A 20,306-nucleotide genomic window follows, 5' to 3' on the forward strand; every position below is an offset into this window, starting at 1 on the left:
CGCCCGCCCCTCCGGCTCCCCCGGCGCCCCCCGCGCCCCCGAGTCCGCGCGCCGCACCCACGCCGCCGCCTCCGCCGCCGCCCGCTGAAAATGCATCGGTCGTTTTCGCTGACGGCGTCGTGTCCCGCATCGCCACCCGGGCGCCGCGGGTCGACTGAAGGCCGAGGATTGCGGCGAGGGTTCCCGCGGGGTTCAATGCACATTGAACCTTCGCGGAACCTCCCTTGAATCGAAACCAGTCCCTTGCCCTCGCGCTGGGCCTCATCGGCGTCGCCGCGGCGCTGGCGTGGCGCTGGCATTCAGCCTCCGGGCCGGAGATGCCTCTTCCGCCGGCCGCCGACGTGCCCGCTGAAAGCGGGCACCCGGTTGATCCGCCACCGGCAGGCACCCCCGTCGCCGTGGCGCGCTTCGACGACGCTGGCCCTGCCCGCCCATTGGCCATGCCGGGGCCCATCGAGGACCTGGCCGCCCGCGCCGGCGCCGGCGATGCCCTCGCGGCCTGCCAGCTGGCCCGGGAACTGGGGGAATGCCGGAGCAAGAAGTTCCTGAGGGACATCGCAACGGAATCGGACGAGTACGGGTCAACGCCACGCTGCGAGGTGCTCTTGGCGCAGCACCGCGACAAGCACTTCGACTGGTTGCGCCAGGCGGCCCACGCCGGCGAACCGGAGGCCATGCTGCGCTATGCGCAAGGCGAGGGGTTCGGCATGTCCGGCGCCAGCTTCGACTACCTGCGCTCACCGAGGTTCGACACCTGGCGGCGCGAAGCCCCGGCGATGCTGGAGGCGTTGGTCAAGGCCGGCTACCCGGAAGCGCTGGTCACCCGGATGATGGCCAACGATCCGCTGATGGGCGGACCCCTGGCCGGCGCGCTGCCTCCCGACCCCGTCACCGACCAGGCCTATGCCGACCTTTTCCTGCTGTTGCAGGGCGACGGGAGGTTGCGGGCGCTGGCCCAGGCACGACTGCGCAACCAACCCGACAGCGTGGTGCGCGAACAGGCCCGGGACCTGGCCATGCGCTGGCACCAGGACTACTTCAAGGGCCACACCTACGATTTCCAGGCGTTTGAAGCCAACGGTGGATTCGCTTTGATGCAGGCGCAGGGCAAGACCTGCAGCGTCGCGCCCGGCGAGGCGACGCCATGAGCCGGCGCCGCCGTTGGCTCGGATTCGTATTGCTGGCGTTGGCTTGCGTCGGGGCGGTCACGCTGTGGACCCGGAGCGATGACCCGCCGCGCGCCCTGGCCGAACAGCAGCCCACGCCGGCGGAGCCGGATGTATCGCGGACGCCGACGTCCGCCGTGAATCCTGCCAGTCCGGCGAGCACCGAACCCCTGCCACCCGAAACCCTGGCCCTCTCCCAACGCCTGGCCGAGCTCGAACGGCTGGCCGAGGCTGGCCATCCGGAGGCGAGCTGCCAGCTCGTGGTCGAACGCCTGCGCTGCGGCTTCCTGCAGCGCTGGCAGCCCGAACGCGGCAATCGCTCGCGCGAGCTGCAGCTCGAGGCCCAGGGCCAGCTTGAAGAAGCCAATCGCGCCGCCGAAGCCACGCTGTTGCGGATCGAGCAAAAAAACGCCTGCGGCACCGCACCGCCGATCGAGTCGGTCGATTCGCTGGCCCTGCTGGGTCCGGCCGCTGCCGCGGGCCACGCGCCGTCGGCGGTGCTGTATTTCGAACTGGGCCACGAGTTCCGGAACGAGCGCGGCATCTTCCGGCACCCGCACTTTGACGGCTGGCGCCGCAATGCGGCCCGGCACCTGCAGGCTGCCTTCGAAGCCGGCCATCCGGGCGCCGCCCGGGCACTCGGCCGGGCCTACCTGGACGACGGCGATTTCGCCAACGGCCTGGTGCCGGATGACCCCCGCCGTGCGTTCCTGCACCTGCAGCTGGCGGCGCTGCTGGACGGTCAGCAGGGGCGGCTCGTACCGGAGCGCTCGATGGGCCTGGACGCCGACGAGCGTGCCCGGCTCAAGGCCGAAGCGATGCGCCTGCACCGCGACCGCTTCGGCGGACGCACCTACCAGGGCCCCGAGCTTTCCGCGCGCGGCCCGTACCGGCAGCCCGGATTCAGCGCCTCGGATTTCTGCAACCTGCCGCGGCCGCAGTAACCCGGGCGCGGGCCCGGCTTCACTGCGCCGACGACGTCGTTACGCGCATCGCGACGCGGGCAAGCCAGGTGGACTGATCCGGCAGCGCTTGCCCGGGGCAGCAGCGCGGGTTTGAATGGGCCTCCTCCCCCGGGAATGCAGGCGCATGCCAGGCAGTCGGTCGAGCAAGGCTTGGATCTACGCGCTTTTATTGCTCCTCTTGGCCGCTGCCTGGTGGCTGGCCTACGCCCGTCCGGACGACAACCGGCCTGCGCCTGCCGCTAGTACCACCGAGGATATCCCCGCGGTGTCCCGCACCGCGCCCGCTGACCCGATGCGCGTCGGCACCGTCGTCGACGCACCGCGCCTGCCGCCCGAACTCGACGACCTGCGCATCCGCGCCGAAAGCGGCGACCACGTTGCTGGCTGCCGGCTCGGCGCGCGCCTGGTCTACTGCGGGTCGGTCGTGGAAGCGACCAGCGAACGCGTCATCCAGTTCCACCGGGACATCGAGGAAAGAGCCAGCCAGGCCGGCGACCTGGAGAAGGCGAACCGCGCCGCCGAAAGCCTGCTCAGGTCGGTCGAGCTCGCGCGCCATTGCCAGGGGCTTCCGGAACGTCCCGACCTACTCGGCTACCACTACCTTCGCCAGGCCGCGCTCGGTGGCAATGCCGATGCGATCATCCTGCACGCCAGCGGCAGCAGCCTGGGAACTTCCATGCGGCATGGCTGGGACTTTCTCCGCGACGGGCGTTTCGACCAGTGGCGCAGCGAAGCCCCCGCCATGCTGCAGAAACAAATAGAAAAAGGTGACCCGGCGGCGGTGCTCGCGCTGGTCAAGGCTTACAACGACAGCACAATGCTCGCGTGGATCCTGCCGCCGGACCCTGATCGGGCATATGCACTGGACCGGCTGGCGGAAATGCTGATCGATCCGCCGGGGCATGCCCCCTCCCTGGACATGCGTTCCCTGCCCACACGTGCACAGTTTGCCGGCGCACGCGAGACAGCCCGGGAGTGGCACGCGACCTATTTCGGCGGGCGCAAGTACGCCTCCGGTCCCCAGCTGCAACGCCTTGTCCCGCCGGCAAGGGACTGGCGGGACGAAGGGCCTGCCTCAGACACCTGCACCGGCGCGGAATCGTGGCCATGAAAATACTCCGGCCAATCATTGTCCTCTCGCTTGCAACCTTGCTGGTGTGGGTCGTCTTCGGGCTGTGGCCACGATCCGCGGAGGAAGACGCTGGCCCAGCAGAAAGGGGCGATGCCAATGCCACTGCCGGGAAACCGGCGCCGGCGATGACCGCGGCGGGAGAGGGCGAGGATCTTCCGCCCTTGCCTCCCAAAGGCATACCCATTGACCAGGCTGCGCCACTCCTGGCCGCCCATGCCCGCGCAGGGCATGCCCGTGCTGCCTGCCGGCTGGCGCTGGAACTGCTCAGTTGCCGCTTCACGCTGGGCCAGGACGGCCTGCGTGGACTCCATTCCCTCAGCGCGGAGCGGCACGCTGCGCAAGGAAACCTGGAGGCGGCGATCCGGATCGACCAGCAGAGCATGGCAGTAGCAGAAAGCGCGAGCGCGTGTCGCAGGGTCGAACCCGCGCTCCACGAAGACGCCGTGTCCTTGCTGTCGCAGGCGGCCAGGGCCGGCGTTCCCTATGCCATGTACCTGTATGGCACCGGCGAGCATTACCGCTACCGGGACATCGGGTTCGCCGCCACGCCGGAGTTCGACCAATGGCGTCGCTCCGCCCCTGGCATGATGCTGGCGGCGCGCGACGCCGGCATTCCCGAAGCCGCCGCGTTTCTCGCCCGGGCCTATTCGCAGGATGTCGGCCTGGCGTATGCGCTGTTTCCCGACGACCAGGTCCAGGCCAACGCGCACTGGCAGCTGCAGTCCTTGCTCGGCTCCGGCGCCACGTCGGGGCATTTCCCCTTCATGTTCGACCGCCTGGACGCCGCGCAGGAACGCGAAAGCATCGAGCGCGCGCGTCGATGGCACAAAGAGGCTTTCGCAAGCGGTGTTTTCCACAACCTGTCGAGCTCCGACATGCCCTACTTTCCAGGCACGCACGGATCGATGGCGTCCTCGGATTGCCAGGGTCCCGCGCCCCGGACTTCAGTAGGGACTCTCCGGCAAGCCGGCGATTGAATGCGACGCTCTGCCCGGGCCGTAATGGGCCTTGCACCCCTGCTGCTCCGACGCCGGCCCGCGTCCCGCCCAAGCCACAGCCGTCCTGGCCTGGAGCCGGGCCTCATTGCGCCGACGGCGCCAGCACGTACTTGTCGAATACAGCCTGGATGTCGCCTTCGGCAATCTGCTCACCTTTCTCCACCTTGCCGGCCTGGGTGAAGGTCGCGACGATCACCGGCATGCCGTCGACCTCGGTCTTGAGATGCACGCCGTCGTTGGCGTCGAAGCGCGCCTGCCACAGCGCGCGCACCTTCGCCCAGTAACCCTGGGTGGCGTCCCAGTAGCGATAAGCCGGCCCGAAGTCGAAGTCTTCCACCTTGCGATAGTTGTTGAACCCGAACTCACGCACCAGCGTGTGGTCGGTGCTGCCGTCGGCGCGGCGCACGACCTTGGTGTTGTCCTGTTCGTGGGTCCAGCCGCCGGGGACCATGGTGTGGCGGTTCTCGACGTTGAGCGCGTTGTAGTCCTCACGGGTGGTGTACTCGCGCCGCGGCAGCGGTCGCCAGCTGCGGTCCGAGGTCCAGGTGGCGACGCCGTACTTGTGGTTGAAGCGACCGGTGCCGCAGTAGCGCGGGGCGTCGCTGACCTCGAACACGCACTGGGTCCAGGCGCCGCGCGTGCTGGCGGGATCAATTGCACGCATGCGCCAGGTCTGGTCGGCGGTGAACTCGAAACGTTCGGTGGCCTGGTAGTGCCAGTCCTGGCGCCAGTGCTTGGTGACGTGGCCGTCCCTGGACACCAGCAGGTGCTGGAGCACGATGCGATCGCCGGCGTCTTCGACCAGGATCACCACTTCGTTGGCACCACTGTGCTTGGCGGGACGGGTCTGGTAGCCGGACCGGAGCGCCACGGTCTCCTGGAAATCGAAGCTGACTTCGTATTCGCCAAGCATCGAGAGGATCGCCTGCCGGTCGGCGTCGTAGTCGGCGGCAAGCACCGGTGCAGGCGGAGTGGAGGCCCCGACCGCAGTCGGCGCAGAAGCGGGCGTGGTCGCGCAGGCCGCCAGGGCCAGCGCCGTCGTGGCGAGCAAAAGATAGCGGGTCATCGTGGGTCTCCGTGGTTTACCACTGAACGTGCAGGCTGAGCGCCACGTGGCGCCCGGGTCGGGTGTAGCGGTCCAGGACAGCGCTGTTGGCGGCTACGCCGGGCACGTCGGCCCAGTCCCAGACCTTGCGGTCGCCGAGGTTGAACAGGCCCAGGTTGACCGTGGCGCCGGGCGCGAAGTCCCAGTGCGCGAGCAGGTCGAGCACGCCGTAGCCGGGCGGCGCAAAGGCCGGCTGGCCGGGAGAGAGTTCGGCCAGCCGGTCCTTGCGCTGCGCGAAGCTGCCCACCAGCTCGACGCCCCAGGCCCGGGCTTCGTAGCCGAGCCCGAGCACGGCGCGCGCCGGGTCGACCGAACGCAGCGGTTCATCGGCCACGCGGTCGTCGCCGTGCTGCCAGGACAAGGCCGTGCGCAACCGCCACCCCTCCAGCCCGTCCGACAGCGCGCCCAGGTCCAGGCCGGCCTTGAGTTCGGCGCCGCGGATACGGGCCTCGTCGACGTTTTGCGATTGGAACACCATCAGCCCCAGGTCGTTGAAGCCGACGAAACGCAGCGACTCGATGAAGTCCTGGTAGTCGTTCTGGTACGCCGACAGGCTGGCCCACAAGGCTTCGCCGCCGTAGCGCAGGCCGGCTTCGATGCCATCGCTGGTCTCGGGCTTGAGATCGGGGTTGGGGATGGCGGTGTAGCCGAAGGCGAAGTTGGTGAAACCGAGGTTGACGTCGTTGTAGGGCGGCGAGCGAAAGCCGCGGGCGTAGCCGCCGAACAGCGACCAGCGGTCGGCGAAGTGCCAGACGGCGCCGAGCTTGGGCGACACGCTGGTTTCCTCGATGCCCGATAGCGCCACGCCCGGATTGTCTTCGCTGAAGATCGGGTCCGCTTGCGGATCCAGTTCGTAGCGGTCCACGCGCAGCCCCGGCACCAGCCGGAAGTCGCCGTCGGCGAACAGGATTTCGTCCTGCAGGTACAGGGCCGCCGCCATGGTTTCGCTGACCGGGAAGTCACGCACCGGGAAGACGTCGGGCATCAGCACCGGGCTTGCCGCGCCGGTGGTCAGGTTGATGGCCAGGCCGTCGCGCTTTTGCCGGAATTCGGTATGGGCCAGGTCCAGGCCGTAAGTCAGCTGGTGGCGCACGCCGCCGGTGGCGAAGTCCTTGTGCGCGGTGAACATCACGCCCTGCACCCGCTGGTCGAAATTGAACTCCCGTTCGCGGCGCGTGTTGTTGCTGCGGTCCTCGAACGTGTACTGGGTGGTTTCGCTGTCCTGGCGATAGACCTGCCAGTCCAGCGCATCGGCCCAGGCCGCGTCGATCACGTCGATTTCGTGCGCCAGCGCGATGCGCGCACGGGTCTGGTGGTCTTCGCCCACCAGCGCCAGGGTCGTGGCATTGACCGACGAAAGTGCCTGGGTGTCGGTGGTGTCCTCGTTGCCCTCCACGGTCAGGCGGAACCGCTGGGTACCGTTGGGAGCGAACACCAGCTTGCCCAGCAGCGACTTGCCGCGCGTGTCCTGCGGGTTGGGTGCCGTGCGACCGGCGCCGGTGGATTGATCGTCGCCAAAGTTTTCGGTTTCCCGGCCCTTGCGCGTGCTGACGGCCAGCAGGCTCGACCAGCGTTCACCGGCAAAGGCGGTGGTCGCACCGGCGAACAGGCCCGTGTTGTCGCCCTGGTAGCCGAACGTGAGCCCGACGTGCTGGTCGCGGCCGTCGTCCAGGTAATCCTCGGGATCCTTGGTGACGAAGGACACCACGCCGCCGAGGGCGTCCGAGCCATACAGCGCACTGGCCGGGCCGCGCACGATTTCGACGGCCTTGAGCGTGTCGAGGTCGACGACGTTGCGGTTGGCGTTGGAAAAGCTGCCGATCGAAAACGCGTCCGGCACCGCAATGCCGTCGGTCTGCATGCGCACCCGGTTGCCGTCCAGGCCGCGGATGCGGAATCCGCCCAGTCCGAAGCGACCAAAACTCGAGGTCACCGACACGCCGGGTTCGTAGCGCACGAGGTCCTTGAGGTCGCGCGCCAGCAGCCTGTCCAGCTCATCGCGATCGAACACGCTGACCGTAGTGGGCACCTCGTCGAGCGCCCGCTCGGTGCGAGTGGCGGTGACCGTGATGGTTTCGAGCGTGGCGGTGGCGCCGTTGTGCGTGACGGCAGCGGCGCCGACGGCGGGCGCGGCCAGAAAGGCCAGGGCCAGCCCGAGCGCCTGGGCCAGGGGGGTGCGATGCATGGCGTGGGTTCCTGCGTGCGGCCATCGCGGCGAGGGCGACGGCGCGTTCCGGTGGTCGGCTGGCAACGCAGGAGGCCGATGAAGGCCTGGAGGAGCGGCTGGCTGGTCCGCACATGATAATCATTCGCATTTGACTCGGTCAACCGGTCCGCGAATGCCGTTATCATTCGCCCCACCTTGGACGCATTGCTCGTATCCACCCTCGCCGTCGCCATCGCGGAAATCGGCGACAAGACCCAATTGCTCGCGCTCGTGCTGGCGGCTCGCTACCGCAAGCCCTGGCCGATCGTGGCCGGCATCCTGGTCGCCACCGTGCTCAACCACGCGCTGGCCGGCTGGCTGGGCGCGCTGGTGTCGGGCTGGGTCAATCCCGATTACCTGCGCTGGGGCGTGGTGCTGTCCTTCCTCGCCGTCGCGGCCTGGGCGCTGGTGCCGGACAAACTGGACGAGGACGACGCCAAGGCGCCGCGCTTCGGGCCCTTCGTGGCCACGCTCATCGCCTTCTTCCTGGTCGAGATGGGCGACAAGACCCAGGTCGCCACGGTGGTGCTGGCGGCGCAGTACGAACCGCTGTGGCAGGTCGTGGCCGGCACGTCGCTGGGCATGATGCTGGCCAATGCGCCGGTGGTGGTGCTGGGGGCACGTTTTGCCGCGAAGTTGCCGCTCAAGGCGGCACGGTACGCCGCGGCGGCGCTGTTCGCGGGCCTGGGGCTGTGGGTCGCCTTCGCCGGCTTGCCGGGCTGAGCCGGCGCACGCGCTTACCGCCGACCAGGCACGCGGGTATGCTGGCAGCCAAACCCACCAGGCCACGACCCCCGGCGTGAGTACCCTGCGCGAAACCCTCGAGGACCTTACCGGCGCCCTGCGCGAACGTCCCGACGACCTGCTCCTGGAAATCGGCGCCGGCGGCGAATTGCTGGTGGCCCGCCTGCGGGTGTTCGTGTCCTGCCTGTTGATGCTGCTGCCCGGCCTGAACTGGCTGGGCGGTGGCCTGGTCAATGATTCGCTGGCCGGCCTGGCCGGCACGCTCGGCGTCCTGCTGTTCTCCCTTGCCTGGCTGCGGCTGGCCTTGCGCAGCCGGCGCCCGGCATGGCTGCCGATGCTCTCCTCCTGCTTCGACGTCAGCCTGGTCAGCGGGGTCCTGCTGCTGCTTGGCCTGTGGAGCACCCCGGTGGCCACGGTCAACAGCACGGTGGTCTGGTCCTGCTACCTGCTGGCCATCTTCGCCACCGCCCTGCGCCACGACCTGCGCGTGACCCTGGTCGCGGGCGTGCTGGCGATGGTGCAGTCGGCCCTGCTGTGGACCTGGGTGATGACGACCGCAGACGGCCCGCTGGTGTCGGCCGATTACGGCAGCGTGTCCAGCTCCACCCAACTGCAGCGGCTGATGCTGCTGGCGGTCGCGACCGTGGTTTCGGCGGTGATCGTGTTCCGGGCCCAGCGCCTGGCGCAGTGGTCGGCCACCGACGGCCTCACCGGCCTGCACAACCGCAACTACCTCAACTCCCAGATACCCACCAAGGTCGAGGCGGCGCGCCGCGAAGGCCGCACCCTGAGCCTGGCCCTGATCGACCTGGACAACTTCCGCCACATCAACGCCGAGCTCGGCCACCTGGCCGGCGACCGCGCCCTGCGCCATGCAGTGGCGGTGATCCGGCGCGAACTGGGCCGCGAGGAGCCGATGATCCGGGCCGGTGGCGAGGAATTCGTGCTCATCATGGCCCTGCCCATCGGCGCCGCCTGGGAGCGCATGGAGGTCCTGCGGCGCAAGCTCGAGGCCGCGCCCTTCGTGCCTGAACCCGACGTCGAGCCGCGCCGGCTGACGCTCAGCGCCGGCCTGGCCAGCTGCCCGCAGGACGCCAACGACCTGTCGGGCCTGATGAAACGCGCCGACGAACGCCTGCGCGCCGCCAAGGCCGCGGGCCGCAACCGGGTGCTGGCCCGGGACGGGGAATGATCGCCCCTTGAATCGCGCCTTGCCCGGGCCGGGGGCGTGAACTAACCTGCCGCATCCTTCCGCGGCTTCCTATCCCATGGTTTCCAGCATCTTGTTCGGCCTGTTCGGGCTGTCGGTCCTGATCGGCATCGCCTGGCTCTTCTCCAACAACAAGCGGGCCGTGGACTGGCGCCTGGTGCTGACCGGCATCACGCTGCAGATCGCCTTCGCCGCACTGGTGCTGCTGGTGCCGGGCGGGCGCGAGGTGTTCGACTGGCTCGGCCACGGCTTCGTGAAGATCCTGGAGTTCGTCTCCGCTGGTTCGACCTTCATCTTCGGCAGCCTGATGGACACCCAGACCTACGGGTTCATCTTCGCCTTCCAGGTGCTGCCGACCATCATCTTCTTCGCGGCGCTGATGGGCGTGATGTACCACCTGGGCGTGATGCAGTTCATCGTGCGCATCATGGCCGCCGCCATCACCAAGGTGATGAAGGTGTCGGGTGCGGAAACCACCAGTGTCTGCGCCAGCGTCTTCATCGGCCAGACCGAAGCACCGCTGACGGTGCGCCCGTACATCGCGCGCATGACGGAGTCCGAGCTCATCACCATGATGATCGGCGGCATGGCGCACATCGCCGGCGGCGTGCTGGCGGCCTACGTCGGCATGCTCGGCGCCGGCGATCCCGAGCAGGGCGCGTTCTTCGCCAAGCACCTGCTGGCGGCGTCGATCATGGCGGCGCCGGCCACCCTGGTGATCGCCAAGCTGCTGATCCCGGAAACCGGAAACCCGCTCACCCGCGGCACGGTGAAGATGGAAGTCGAAAAGACCACCAGCAACGTCATCGACGCCGCGGCCGCCGGCGCCGCCGACGGCCTGCGCCTGGCGCTGAACATCGGCGCGATGCTGCTGGCTTTCATCGCCCTGATCGCGCTGATCAACGCGCCGCTGACCTGGGTGGGTGAAGTCACCGGCCTGGCCGCCGTCCTGGGCAAGCCCACCGACCTGGCGACCATCTTCGGCTACCTGCTGGCGCCCATCGCCTGGGTGATCGGCGTGCCGTGGCAGGACGCGAACACCGTCGGCTCGCTGATCGGCCAGAAGATCGTCATCAACGAATTCGTCGCCTACCTGCAGCTGGCCGAAATCGTCAACGGCCGCGTCGAAGGCGTGGAGCTCACCGAGAAGGGTCGCCTCATCGCCACCTACGCGCTGTGTGGCTTCGCCAACTTCAGCTCGATCGCCATCCAGATCGGCGGCATCGGCGGCCTGGCGCCGGAGCGCCGGCAGGACCTGGCGCGCTTCGGCCTGCGCGCCGTGCTCGGCGGCACGCTCGCCACGTTCATGACCGCCACCATCGCCGGCGTGCTGATGTCCCTGGGTGCCTGACATGGCCGGACGGGTGCTGGTGGTGGGCTCGTTCAACCTCGACCACGTCTGGTCCGTCGACGCCTTGCCCGCCCCGGGCGCAACCCGGCTGGCCAGCTACGCCGGCGGGCCGGGCGGCAAGGGTTTCAACCAGGCCGTCGCCGCCACGCGTGCCGGCGCCGAGGCCAGCTTCGTCACCGCCCTGGGCGAAGACGCCGGCGCCGCCGTTGCCCGGCAGCTGGCCGACGAGGAAGGCATCACCCTGCTGGCCGAGACCTTCCCCGAGGCGCCCTCGGGCACGGCCGGCATCTTCGTCGATGCCAGCGGCCGCAACATCATCGCCGTGGCGCCGGGCGCCAACGCCCTGCTGTCGGACGCGCACGTCGCGTCGCTGGACGACGAGCTTGCAGCCGCCAACGTCGTGCTCGCCCAGCTCGAAGTGGCCCCGGCCGCGGTGCACGAGGCGCTGGAACGCGCCCGCGCCCACGGCGCCACTACCGTGCTCAATCCGGCGCCAGCCAACGCCCCGACGACATCGGCGATGCTGGCGCTCGCCGACGTGCTGACCCCGAACGAAACCGAATTCGCCGGCCTGCTGGGCCGCCATGGCAACCGCTCGGCCGACCCGGCCACCCTGCACGCCTGCACCGACGAAGCGCTGCACGCGCTGTGCCAGTCGCTGCAGCCCGCCACCTGGGTGATCACCCTGGGCGGCCACGGCGCCTTTGTCTCGCACGCACCCGCCCAGCTGCACGGCGACGACGCAGCCGCCTACCGGGTGCCCGCCCACCCCGCGCGCGTGGTGGACACCACCGGCGCCGGCGACGCTTTCAACGGCGCGCTGGCCGCGGCGCTGGCTGGCGGGCCATCGGCGCCCTTCCGCAGCGCGGTCGAATTCGCCACCCGCTATGCGGCCCGCTCGACCGAACGCCACGGGGCCGCCCTGGCCATGCCCAGGGGGCACGAACTGGGTTAAGTCGGTTGCGAGTGCGAATCATTCTTATTATCATGCGCGCCGAATTCCTGTCCGGATCGCGCCATGCCCCGTCTTGCCCTGCTCACCGTCGCCGTCCTCGGCGCCCTCTCGCCAACCGCCCGTGCCGATGACGACCTGGCCGTCCTGGACGAGGTCACCGTCTCGGCCAGCACCAGCCGGATGCCCTGGTCGGAAGCGGCCCTGCCCAACACCATCACGGTGATCGACCGGGCCCAGCTCGAGCAGCAGCTGGCCCTCACCAACGACCTGTCCCAGGTACTGGCGAACCTGATTCCCGCGTTCGCGCCCTCGCGCCAGAAGATGACCAGCTTCGGCGAGTCGCTGCGCGGCCGGCAGCCGCTGTACATGGTCGACGGCGTGCCGCAGTCCACGCCGCTGCGCGATGGTTCGCGCGACGCCCACACTATCGATCCGGCGATGATCGAACGCATCGAGGTCATCCACGGCGCCAATGCCCTGCAAGGCCTGGGCGCGTCCGGCGGCATCATCAACATCATCACCAAGCGCGCGCCGCGCGAGGACGGGGCGACCTGGAACGACGTTTCCCTGGGCGCCAGCACCGCGCTGCCGACCGAAAGCGACGCCGTGGGCACCCGCGCGTCCTGGCTGCTGGGCACCCGCCGCGGCGCGGTGGACTTCGTCGGCGGCGCCTCGCACGGCACCGAAGGCCTGCACTACGACGGCGATGGCCGGGCCCTGGCCGTGAACGGCGTGCAGGGCGACCTGATGGACTCCAGCTCACTCAACCTGTTCGCCAAGCTGGGCTGGGCCCTGGCCGACGACCGTCGCCTGCAGCTCACCGCCAGCCATTACGAACTCGAGGGCGACGGGCGCTATGTCTCGGTGGACGGCGATATCGCCACTGGCCGGCCGGCCACGTCGGTGCGCGGCGAACGGCCGCTGGAGCCGCCGGGCAATCGCTCCGACCAGGTGGCCCTGGACTACACCGACCGCGACCTGGCCGGAGGTTACCTGCAGGCCCAGGTCTACTGGTTCGACTTCGCCGCCCGCTACGGGTCGTCGCCCTGGGTCGATTTCTTCCGCAACGATCCCGGCTCGATCTGGCAGGACCAGTCGCGCAATCTTTCCGAAAAGCTCGGCGGCAAGTTCAGCTGGTCGCACCCGGAACTGCTGGGTCTGCCGCTGCAGGCGACCTTCGGCCTGGACCTGGCCAAGGACACGACGGAGCAGGAGCTGATTGAAGCGGGACTGGCCTGGGTGCCGGAAACCACCTATTCCTCGGTGTCGCCGTTCGCCCAGCTGGTCTGGACCCTCGGCGATGTCAGCCTGGTCGGCGGCCTGCGCCATGAGCGCGGCGAGCTGGAGGTCGACGACTACACCACGCTGCCGATCTACGGCGCCCAGCGCGTCACGGGCGGCAATCCCAAGACCACCGAAACCCTGGGCAACGCCGGCATCACCTGGCAGGCCACCCACGCCCTGGCCTTCTACGGCTCCTACGCCGAGGGCTATACCGTGGCGGACATCGGCCGCGTGCTGCGGGCGATCAACGTGCCGGGCCAGGCGGTCGACCGCCTGGTCGACCTGTCGCCGGTGGTCGCCGACAACCGCGAGATCGGCGTGGACTACGACGACGGACGCTGGACCGCGCACCTGGCGGCCTACTGGTCCGACTCCGACCTGGGTTCGCTGCTGGTCTACGACCCGGTGTCGGACAACTACAACGTGCGTCGCCAGACCACGGAAATTCGTGGCATCGAAGGCAACGTGGCCCTTCGCCTGGATTCCGGCGACCGCCTGGGCCTGGCCTATGCGCGCACCGAAGGCCGCTACGACCGAGACCAGGACGGCCGCGTGGACACCGACCTGGAAGGCATCAACATCAGTCCTGACCGCGCCACCGTGTTCTGGGAGCGCGCCTGGACCGACCGCGTCGCCACCCGTCTGCAGGCCAGCCATGCCTTCGACCGCGACTTCGATCGGTTCGGTGCCCAGGTCGCGTCCTTCGACGGTTACACCACGCTCGACCTGCAGGCGCGCTTCGGCCTGCCGGTGGGCAGCCTGTCGGTCGGCGTCGAGAACCTGCTGGGCGAGCAGTACATCAGCTACTTCTCGCAGACCACGCCGTCCAACGACGACTACGTCGCCGGCCGCGGCCGCGTCCTCAGCCTCGCCTGGTCGCACCGCTTCTGAGCCCGGGCATGGCACCGCGACAGGCGACGCCGCGCCCGCCCGGCCGCTTCGGGCGGCGCGTGCGCGCGGTCGTTTCCTGGCTGCACCTGTGGCTGGGCCTGGTGGCCGGCACGCTCTTCGCCCTGGTGGCGCTGGCCGGTTCGGTGCTGGTGTTCCACACCGAGCTGCTGGTCGCGGGCGAACCGCGGCTGGCCGCGCATGAACCCATCGCCGACGGCGCCGTCATGGGCCGGCTGCTGCACCAGTGGTCGCCGCACGGCCTGACCGTGCTCGACCTGCCCCGCGACGACCTGCCGGTCTGGCAGGCCTACTTCGCCGACGGCCGCCGCGCCTATTTCGCGCCCGAGGATGGCGAACTGCTGCTCGTGCGCAGCCACCACGATGACGGCTTGATGTGGCTGCACCATTGGCACGTCGAACTGCTGGGCGGCCCCGTCGGCAAGGAAGTCCTGGGCGTGGCCGGCTGGGTGGCGATGTTCCTGCTGCTGGGCGGGCTGTACCTGTGGTGGCCCCGGCCCGGGCGCCTGGGCGAGCACCTGCGATGGCGCAAGGGCCCGCCGGCGCGGCGCTGGCTGAGCTGGCACCGCAGCACCGGCGCGATCGCGCTGCCGCTGCTGGTGCTGGCCACCCTCACCGGCCTGGGCATGATCTACCACGCGGGTTTCCGGGCGGTGATCGTCGGCGCACTGGGCGCCGCGCCGGCACCGGTGGCGGCGACGCCCGCGGTAACGCCAGCGGCGACCGACTGGACGCGTGCGCTGGCGCAGGCCCGGGCCGCACTGCCCGGGAGCCGGCTGGCGCGCGTCGCCGTGCCGGCAGCCGGGACCACGACCGTCAGTTTCCGCGGCCAGGCCGTCGGCGAATGGCATCCGGTGGGCCGCAGCGTGGTGGTGGTCACCCGCGACGGCAGGCAGGTCCTGCTGCGCCACGACGCCACCGCCGACCGCGCGGGTGCGCGGCTGACCAACGCCATCTATCCGCTGCACGTGGCCGCCGTCGGCGGCCTGCCGATGAAACTGGCGATGGTCGCGGCGGGCTTGCTGCCGGGCTTCCTGCTGGTCACCGGTTTCCTGTTCTGGCGCCGCCGGCGGGCGCGCAGACAGGGCACCCGGGCAGCGGGGACGCCGGGCGGCTAGAATGCCGCCCCATGCAGATCGGCCCCTACGCCATCGAACCGCGCGTGGTGCTGGCTCCGATGGCCGGCGTCACCGACAAGCCCTTCCGGATGCTGTGCAAGCAACTGGGCGCGGGCCTGTGCGTGTCGGAGATGACGACCTCGGACCCGCGTTTCTGGAACACGGCCAAGTCCCTGCACCGCATGGACCACGCCGGTGAGCCGGCGCCGATCAGCGTGCAGATCGCCGGCACCGTGCCCGAAGTGATGGCGGACGCGGCGCGGCACAACGTCGAACACGGCGCGCAGCTGGTCGACATCAACATGGGCTGCCCGGCCAAGAAGGTCTGCAACGCCTGGGCCGGGTCGGCGCTGATGCGCGACGAGGCGCTGGTGGCGCGCATCCTGTCGGCGGTGGTATCGGCGGTGGACGTGCCGGTGACGCTGAAGATCCGCACCGGCTGGGCCGCCGACCAGAAAAACGCGCTGGCCATCGCCCGCATCGCCCAGGACAGCGGCATCGCGGCGCTGGCCGTGCACGGCCGCACGCGCGACCAGCAGTACACGGGCGTCGCCGAGTACGACACCATCGCCGCGGTCAAGGCCGCGCTGCGCATCCCGGTGCTGGCCAACGGCGACATCGACTCACCGCAGAAGGCCGCCTTCGTGCTGCGCCACACCGGCGCCGACGCGGTGATGATCGGCCGCGCCGCCCAGGGCCGGCCGTGGATCTTCCGCGAGGTGGCGCATTACCTGGCGACCGGCGATACGCTGCCCGAACCGACCGTCGCTGAAGTGCGCGACATCCTGCTGGGGCACCTGCAACACCTGCACGCCTTCTACGGCGAGGAATCGGGCGTACGCATCGCCCGCAAGCACCTGGGCTGGTACGCGAAGGACCGCCCGGAAAATGCCGCCTTCCGCGGCGTGGTCAACCGCGCCACCACGGCCCCGGAGCAGCTGCGCCTGACCCGCGACTACTTCGACGCGCTGGTCGCCGGCGTGTCGCCGGAATTCGCCGCGGCGGCCTGAACCAGCGGGGTGCCGGCGGCGATCGCCGCTATTTCGGCCTCGGGCCGGGTCCAGATGCGGTCCCACATCGCCGCCAGGCGGCGCCGCGCCTCCCAGGGCCACTGCGCCTGCTCGGGAACGATGGCGCGCCAGCCGCTGCCATGTTGCTCGGCGACGACGAAGCGAAAGCTGTAGTCGGGCTCGGCGCCCATGCGCAGGTCGGACAGCACCAGCTTGCGGTCGCGGACCTCGGCCTTCATGTAGCCGTGGTTGAACCATGCCAGCCGTTGCACGACCGGCAAATCCCGTGCCCGGGCGTAGGCCACGGTGTCGGACCGGTATTGGCGAAAGACCATGGGCCCCTCGTCCGCGACGAGCGAACGCTCCCCTTCCAGATAGCCCTTCGGCGTCATCACCACCACGCGCCACAGCAGCGTGTTGAACGGCATCGGCACCGAGAACCGGGGCGCGTCCTGCAGGCCGACCGTCGCCAGCGTGGCTTCGGCGGCGCGGTCCACCAGCGCCTTGGCCACCAGCGACCAGCCCAGGTAAACCGAACTCAGCGCCAGGCCGACCACCAGGGCCTTCTGCGCCGCAGGACGCCAACCGCGTACCAGCGCGACCAGGCAGCCGAGCAGCAAGGGCAGCGTGTAAAGCGGATCGATGATGAACAGGCTCGACCACATCGCCGGCGACGGCGGCAGCGGCCACCACAGCTGGGTGCCGTAGACGGTGAACGCATCAAGCAGCGGGTGCGTTACCAACGCCAGGGTGATGGCCCAGTACCAGCGTTTGGGGGCTTCGGCGACGCGCCCGCCACTTTGCTTGAACAGCCACCACAGCAGCGCCGCCAGCGGCACCAGCACCAGCAGCGAATGCGAGGGTCCGCGATGCCAGGTCATGTTGGTCACCGGGTCCAGGCCCATGAACCACATCGGCAGCGAATCGAGGTCGGGCAAGGTACCGAGCGCGGCGCCGGCAGCCAGGGCGGCGCGGCGATGCCGGGCCGGGGCGATGGCGCCCGCGACGGCGGCGCCCAGGACGATCTGGGTGAGCGAATCCATGGCCGGATGCTAACCGCTGCGCGGGTCGCCGCGGCGTGAGGCGCAAGAAGCGGATAGCAGGCAGGGCCGCCGCGCCCTAACTTGCCGTCACCCCACCCAGGAGAACCCCATGGACATCCGCATCCGCGGCCTCGAGGCCGCCCCTTTCCACGCCCTGATGCAGCTGCCGCCCGAGGCCCAGGCCGAGCATCTGGCGACGATGCGCACGGCCGACAGCCACCCGGGTTTCCCCTGCCGCGTCAGCCTGGACGACGCCCAGCCGGGGGAAACCGTCCTGCTGGCCAACTTCCAGCACCAGGACGCCGCCACGCCCTTCCGGGCCAGCCACGCGATCTATGTGCGCCTGGCCGCCAGGCAGGCCTACGACGCCATAAACACCGTGCCGCCGGCGCTGGCCCGCCGCACGCTGTCACTGCGGGCCTTTACCGCCGGCGGCTGGCTGGTGGGCGCCACGCTGACGCCCGGCACCGACGCGCTGGACGCCGCGCGAACGCTGCTGGCCCGCGACGAGGTGGCCTACCTGCACGCGCACTACGCGGCGATGGGGTGTTACGCCGCCTGGCTGGGCCGTGCGGCCTGAAGCCTGGGTCGGGCACGGCCGGGCAGCCGCGCCAGCTCGCTGCCGTCGTGACGCAGCAGCACCAGGCTGCCGTCGGGCTCTTCGGCCAGGGCGGTGAGGCTTTCGACCCAGTCGCCGTCGTTGGCGTAGACCAGGCCGCCGCGCTGGAACAGGCCGGCGCGATGGATGTGGCCGCAGACGATGCCGTCCAGGCCACGGCGGCCGGCGTCGTCGAGGCCGGCCTGGACGAAACGCGCGATGTAACGTTCGGCGGCGCCGCTGCGCGACTTCAGGAAATCAGCCAGCGACCAGTAGCGCAGGCCCAGGCGCCGGCGCACGCGATTGGTGAGCCGGTTGCCGGCCAGGATGCGTTCGTAGAGCCAGTCGCCAAAGCGTTCCTGCAGGTTGCCGAACTGGGTGAGCGCGTCGTAGTCGTCGCCGTGGGTCACCAGCAGGCGCCGGCCGTCGCCGGTGACGTGGATGGTGCGCCGGCGCAGGCGCATGTTCGGCAGCACCAGGCCGCAGAAGTTGCGGATGGGGCGGTCGTGGTTGCCGGGCACGTAGACCAGTTCGGTGCCGGACCGGGCCAGGGCGTGCAGGCCTTCGATGACCTGGCGCTGGTGCGGGCCCCAGGCGGCCCGGCGTTCGGCCAGCCACCACAGGTCGACGATGTCGCCGACCAGGTACAGGCGCCGCGTGCGCAGGGTCGCCAGGAAGTCGGCCAGTTCGGCCGCGTGGCAGTGCGCCGAGCCCAGGTGCACGTCGGAGATGAAGACGGCCCGGTGGCGGGGGGCCGTCGCGGTGCTCACGCGGCCTCCGGCCCGGCCAGGGGCATGGCCTCGGGCGGTGCCAGGTAACGGCCACGTTTGCGCGGACGGACCTGGGCCAGGTCGAGTTCGATCAGGCCATCGACGGCGTTGTTGAAGTCCGGGTCGACACCGAAGGCCAGGAAGCGTGCGCCGCCTGGCTCGCAGAGTTCGGTGTACTGCTTGTACAGGGTCGGCACGCGGGCACCGAGCGCGCCCAGGTTGGCCTTGAGCAGGCGGAAGGCGTCGTCGGCACCCAGTTCGCCGAAGTCAGGCGGCGCGGCCAGGAAGCGGAAGGGGCGGTTCGCCGCCACGCCCTGGCCGTCGTCGCCGAAATAGCGCGCGTAGTAGCCGACCATCTGCTCGCGCGCCGCCAGCGGCAGGTCGGCGCTCATCGACACCGGCCCGAACAGGTAGCGCACGCCCGGCTGGTGGCGCAGGTAGGCGCCGATGCCCAGCCACAGGTAGTCCAGGCTGCGGCTGCCCTGGTAGGCGGGTGCGACGAAGCTGCGGCCCAGTTCCATGCCCTGCATCAGCCGCGGCAGCAGGTGGCACGGATAGGTGAACAGGGACGCGGTGTACAGGCCCCGCAGCCCGCGTTCGGCGAACACACGCTCGCAGGGTGCGACGCGATAGCCGCCGGCGATTTCCAGGGCTTCGCCGTCCCAGAGCACGATGTGGTCGTACCAGGTGTCGTAGGCATCCAGGTCCAGGCGTTGGCCGGTGCCTTCGCCGGCCGCGCGGAAGGTGAGTTCGCGCAGGCGGCCGATTTCGCGCAGCAGCGGGGAGTCGGCGGCGAGCGGGCCGCCGTGGATGCGTTTGCCGTCCGGCGTCTGGCCCAGCAGGGGCAGTCGCGAGAGCTCGCGCACCAGCAGCCGGCGGTCGACGGCGTGGGCCAGCGGCTGGGGACCGGCGGGCCGCGTTTCCCGGCGCGAGCCGATGGCGCTGACGGCCCGGCGCACGGCCCTGAGTGCGAGGCGATCGGTTACGTCCGGGGCGATGCAGCGGGCCTGGCCAATGCGCAGGCCGATGCGGCTGCCGCGGCGGGCGAACACCTCCCGGGCCAGCATCAGCATGCCCGCGGGGCGGTACAGCGCCGACACGCCGTAGAAGAACATCGAATTGCGCGCCTGCACTTTCACCGGCAACACCGGCGCCCCGGTGCTGCGGGCGAAGCGCAGGAAACCCCGGCGCCAGCGGCCGTCGCGGATGCCGCGCCAGCCCAGGCGCGAGACTTCGCCGGCCGGGAAGACGATGACGCACTGTTCCTGTTCCAGCGCCGCCTCCACCGCGCGCAGCGAGTCCGGCGTCGGCCGCCCGCCGAGGATGCGAACCGGCAGCAGCAGGTCGCGCAGCGGCGACACCGTGCCCAGCAGGTCGTTGGCGACCACGCGCACGTCCTTGCGCACGCTGCCGACCAGGTGCAGCAGGGCTAGCGCATCCAGGGCGCCGCTGGGGTGGTTGGCGACGACCAGCAGCCGACCGGTTTCCGGGATGCGTTCGCGCTCGACCTGGTCCACCGTGTAGCGCACGTCCAGGTAGCGCAGGGCCGATTCGACGAAGGCCAGGCCGCGCAGGTGACCGTGTGTTTCCAGGAAATCCCTGGCCTCGGCGAGCCGCGAAGCCTTCTGCACCCTGGCCACGAGCGGCTTCACCAGCCCAGCGTGCGGGCCACGGAACCAGGCGGGATGGCGGGATGCCAGTTGGCGCTCGAGATCAAGCATGTGATGTCCACGAACCCGGGA

The 20,306-nt window shown here is 70.2% G+C and carries 17 protein-coding genes; 12 read left to right on the forward strand and 5 right to left on the reverse strand.

Annotated elements, in window-relative coordinates:
• Positions 1–224: 224 nt before the first annotated feature.
• The 4 genes from N788_RS11610 (at position 225) to N788_RS11625 (ending at position 4,240) form a co-directional block, all read left to right on the forward strand.
• Positions 225–1,148 carry a hypothetical protein gene (locus N788_RS11610; protein ID WP_034225275.1) on the forward strand — a complete coding sequence of 308 codons (924 nt, stop codon included), beginning with the start codon at positions 225–227 and terminating at the stop codon, positions 1,146–1,148.
• Entirely contained in the window at positions 1,145–2,110 is a 966-nt protein-coding gene (locus tag N788_RS11615; RefSeq protein WP_152560472.1) for an SEL1-like repeat protein, read from the forward strand. The genes N788_RS11610 and N788_RS11615 overlap by 4 nt, the downstream gene beginning before the upstream one ends.
• A 286-nt stretch (positions 2,111–2,396) precedes the next feature.
• Positions 2,397–3,242, forward strand: coding sequence for a hypothetical protein (locus N788_RS11620; RefSeq protein WP_152560473.1), 846 nt, complete (start codon positions 2,397–2,399; stop codon positions 3,240–3,242).
• A complete protein-coding gene (locus N788_RS11625) occupies positions 3,239–4,240 on the forward strand; it encodes a hypothetical protein (protein ID WP_152560474.1) in 1,002 nt (333 codons plus the stop codon). Before N788_RS11620 ends, N788_RS11625 begins: the two co-directional genes overlap by 4 nt.
• Before the next feature lie 103 nt (positions 4,241–4,343).
• Here N788_RS11625 and N788_RS11630 read toward each other — a convergent pair whose 3' ends face one another.
• Together N788_RS11630 and N788_RS11635 are read right to left on the reverse strand one after the other, a co-directional pair.
• Positions 4,344–5,327, reverse strand: a complete 984-nt coding sequence (locus N788_RS11630; RefSeq protein ID WP_244444131.1) for a DUF6607 family protein — start codon at positions 5,325–5,327, stop codon at positions 4,344–4,346.
• A 16-nt stretch (positions 5,328–5,343) separates the two neighbouring features.
• On the reverse strand, positions 5,344–7,551 hold the full coding sequence (locus N788_RS11635; protein ID WP_034225282.1) for a TonB-dependent hemoglobin/transferrin/lactoferrin family receptor: 2,208 nt from the start codon (positions 7,549–7,551) through the stop codon (positions 5,344–5,346).
• A gap of 177 nt (positions 7,552–7,728) precedes the next feature.
• Here N788_RS11635 and N788_RS11640 point away from each other — a divergent pair, with 177 nt between their 5' ends.
• The 7 genes from N788_RS11640 to dusB all read left to right on the forward strand — a co-directional run bounded on the left by N788_RS11640 (position 7,729) and on the right by dusB (position 16,153).
• Positions 7,729–8,295 carry a TMEM165/GDT1 family protein gene (locus N788_RS11640; RefSeq protein ID WP_034225284.1) on the forward strand — a complete coding sequence of 189 codons (567 nt, stop codon included), beginning with the start codon at positions 7,729–7,731 and terminating at the stop codon, positions 8,293–8,295.
• 76 nt (positions 8,296–8,371) lie between these two features.
• Positions 8,372–9,508, forward strand: a complete 1,137-nt coding sequence (locus N788_RS14060) for a GGDEF domain-containing protein (RefSeq protein WP_051924610.1) — start codon at positions 8,372–8,374, stop codon at positions 9,506–9,508.
• 76 nt (positions 9,509–9,584) lie between these two features.
• Positions 9,585–10,877: a NupC/NupG family nucleoside CNT transporter gene (locus tag N788_RS11650; protein WP_034225286.1), complete on the forward strand. Its 1,293-nt coding sequence runs from the start codon at positions 9,585–9,587 to the stop codon at positions 10,875–10,877.
• A gap of 1 nt (position 10,878) precedes the next feature.
• Positions 10,879–11,832 carry a ribokinase gene (locus tag N788_RS11655; RefSeq protein WP_034225288.1) on the forward strand — a complete coding sequence of 318 codons (954 nt, stop codon included), beginning with the start codon at positions 10,879–10,881 and terminating at the stop codon, positions 11,830–11,832.
• A 63-nt stretch (positions 11,833–11,895) separates the two neighbouring features.
• Entirely contained in the window at positions 11,896–14,007 is a 2,112-nt protein-coding gene (locus N788_RS11660) for a TonB-dependent receptor (protein ID WP_034225290.1), read from the forward strand.
• 8 nt (positions 14,008–14,015) lie between these two features.
• Positions 14,016–15,143, forward strand: coding sequence for a PepSY-associated TM helix domain-containing protein (locus N788_RS11665; protein WP_034225292.1), 1,128 nt, complete (start codon positions 14,016–14,018; stop codon positions 15,141–15,143).
• An 11-nt stretch (positions 15,144–15,154) separates the two neighbouring features.
• Positions 15,155–16,153, forward strand: coding sequence for a tRNA dihydrouridine synthase DusB (gene dusB, locus N788_RS11670; RefSeq protein ID WP_034225294.1), 999 nt, complete (start codon positions 15,155–15,157; stop codon positions 16,151–16,153).
• Here dusB and N788_RS11675 read toward each other — a convergent pair.
• A complete protein-coding gene (locus N788_RS11675; RefSeq protein ID WP_051924611.1) occupies positions 16,099–17,196 on the reverse strand; it encodes a metal-dependent hydrolase in 1,098 nt (365 codons plus the stop codon). The genes dusB and N788_RS11675 overlap by 55 nt on opposite strands.
• A 109-nt stretch (positions 17,197–17,305) precedes the next feature.
• Between N788_RS11675 and N788_RS11680 the strand changes: the two genes are divergently transcribed.
• On the forward strand, positions 17,306–17,776 hold the full coding sequence (locus tag N788_RS11680) for a DUF1203 domain-containing protein (protein ID WP_034225296.1): 471 nt from the start codon (positions 17,306–17,308) through the stop codon (positions 17,774–17,776).
• On the opposite strand, the gene N788_RS11685 is transcribed toward N788_RS11680, so the two are convergent.
• Both N788_RS11685 and olsF read right to left on the reverse strand, forming a co-directional pair.
• Positions 17,746–18,564 carry a UDP-2,3-diacylglucosamine diphosphatase gene (locus N788_RS11685; protein WP_034225299.1) on the reverse strand — a complete coding sequence of 273 codons (819 nt, stop codon included), beginning with the start codon at positions 18,562–18,564 and terminating at the stop codon, positions 17,746–17,748. The genes N788_RS11680 and N788_RS11685 overlap by 31 nt on opposite strands.
• Positions 18,561–20,285, reverse strand: a complete 1,725-nt coding sequence (gene olsF, locus N788_RS11690) for a bifunctional ornithine lipid synthase OlsF (RefSeq protein WP_034225301.1) — start codon at positions 20,283–20,285, stop codon at positions 18,561–18,563. The genes N788_RS11685 and olsF overlap by 4 nt, the downstream gene beginning before the upstream one ends.
• Between the last annotated feature and the right edge of the window lie 21 nt (positions 20,286–20,306).

This window comes from Arenimonas donghaensis DSM 18148 = HO3-R19 (assembly GCF_000743535.1).
GTDB classification, from domain to species: Bacteria; Pseudomonadota; Gammaproteobacteria; order Xanthomonadales; family Xanthomonadaceae; genus Arenimonas; species Arenimonas donghaensis.

Excerpts from the sequence above, each read along its gene's own strand:
- N788_RS11655 (WP_034225288.1), top strand. The coding sequence starts at position 10,879 with ATGGCCGGACGGGTGCTGGTGGTGGGCTCGTTCAACCTCGACCACGTC.
- N788_RS11660 (WP_034225290.1), top strand. The coding sequence starts at position 11,896 with ATGCCCCGTCTTGCCCTGCTCACCGTCGCCGTCCTCGGCGCCCTCTCG.
- olsF (WP_034225301.1), bottom strand. The coding sequence starts at position 20,285 with ATGCTTGATCTCGAGCGCCAACTGGCATCCCGCCATCCCGCCTGGTTC.
- N788_RS11630 (WP_244444131.1), bottom strand. The coding sequence starts at position 5,327 with ATGACCCGCTATCTTTTGCTCGCCACGACGGCGCTGGCCCTGGCGGCC.
- N788_RS11675 (WP_051924611.1), bottom strand. The coding sequence starts at position 17,196 with ATGGATTCGCTCACCCAGATCGTCCTGGGCGCCGCCGTCGCGGGCGCC.
- N788_RS11625 (WP_152560474.1), top strand. The coding sequence starts at position 3,239 with ATGAAAATACTCCGGCCAATCATTGTCCTCTCGCTTGCAACCTTGCTG.
- N788_RS11635 (WP_034225282.1), bottom strand. The coding sequence starts at position 7,551 with ATGCATCGCACCCCCCTGGCCCAGGCGCTCGGGCTGGCCCTGGCCTTT.
- N788_RS11680 (WP_034225296.1), top strand. The coding sequence starts at position 17,306 with ATGGACATCCGCATCCGCGGCCTCGAGGCCGCCCCTTTCCACGCCCTG.
- N788_RS11665 (WP_034225292.1), top strand. The coding sequence starts at position 14,016 with ATGGCACCGCGACAGGCGACGCCGCGCCCGCCCGGCCGCTTCGGGCGG.
- N788_RS11615 (WP_152560472.1), top strand. The coding sequence starts at position 1,145 with ATGAGCCGGCGCCGCCGTTGGCTCGGATTCGTATTGCTGGCGTTGGCT.
- dusB (WP_034225294.1), top strand. The coding sequence starts at position 15,155 with ATGCAGATCGGCCCCTACGCCATCGAACCGCGCGTGGTGCTGGCTCCG.
- N788_RS11650 (WP_034225286.1), top strand. The coding sequence starts at position 9,585 with ATGGTTTCCAGCATCTTGTTCGGCCTGTTCGGGCTGTCGGTCCTGATC.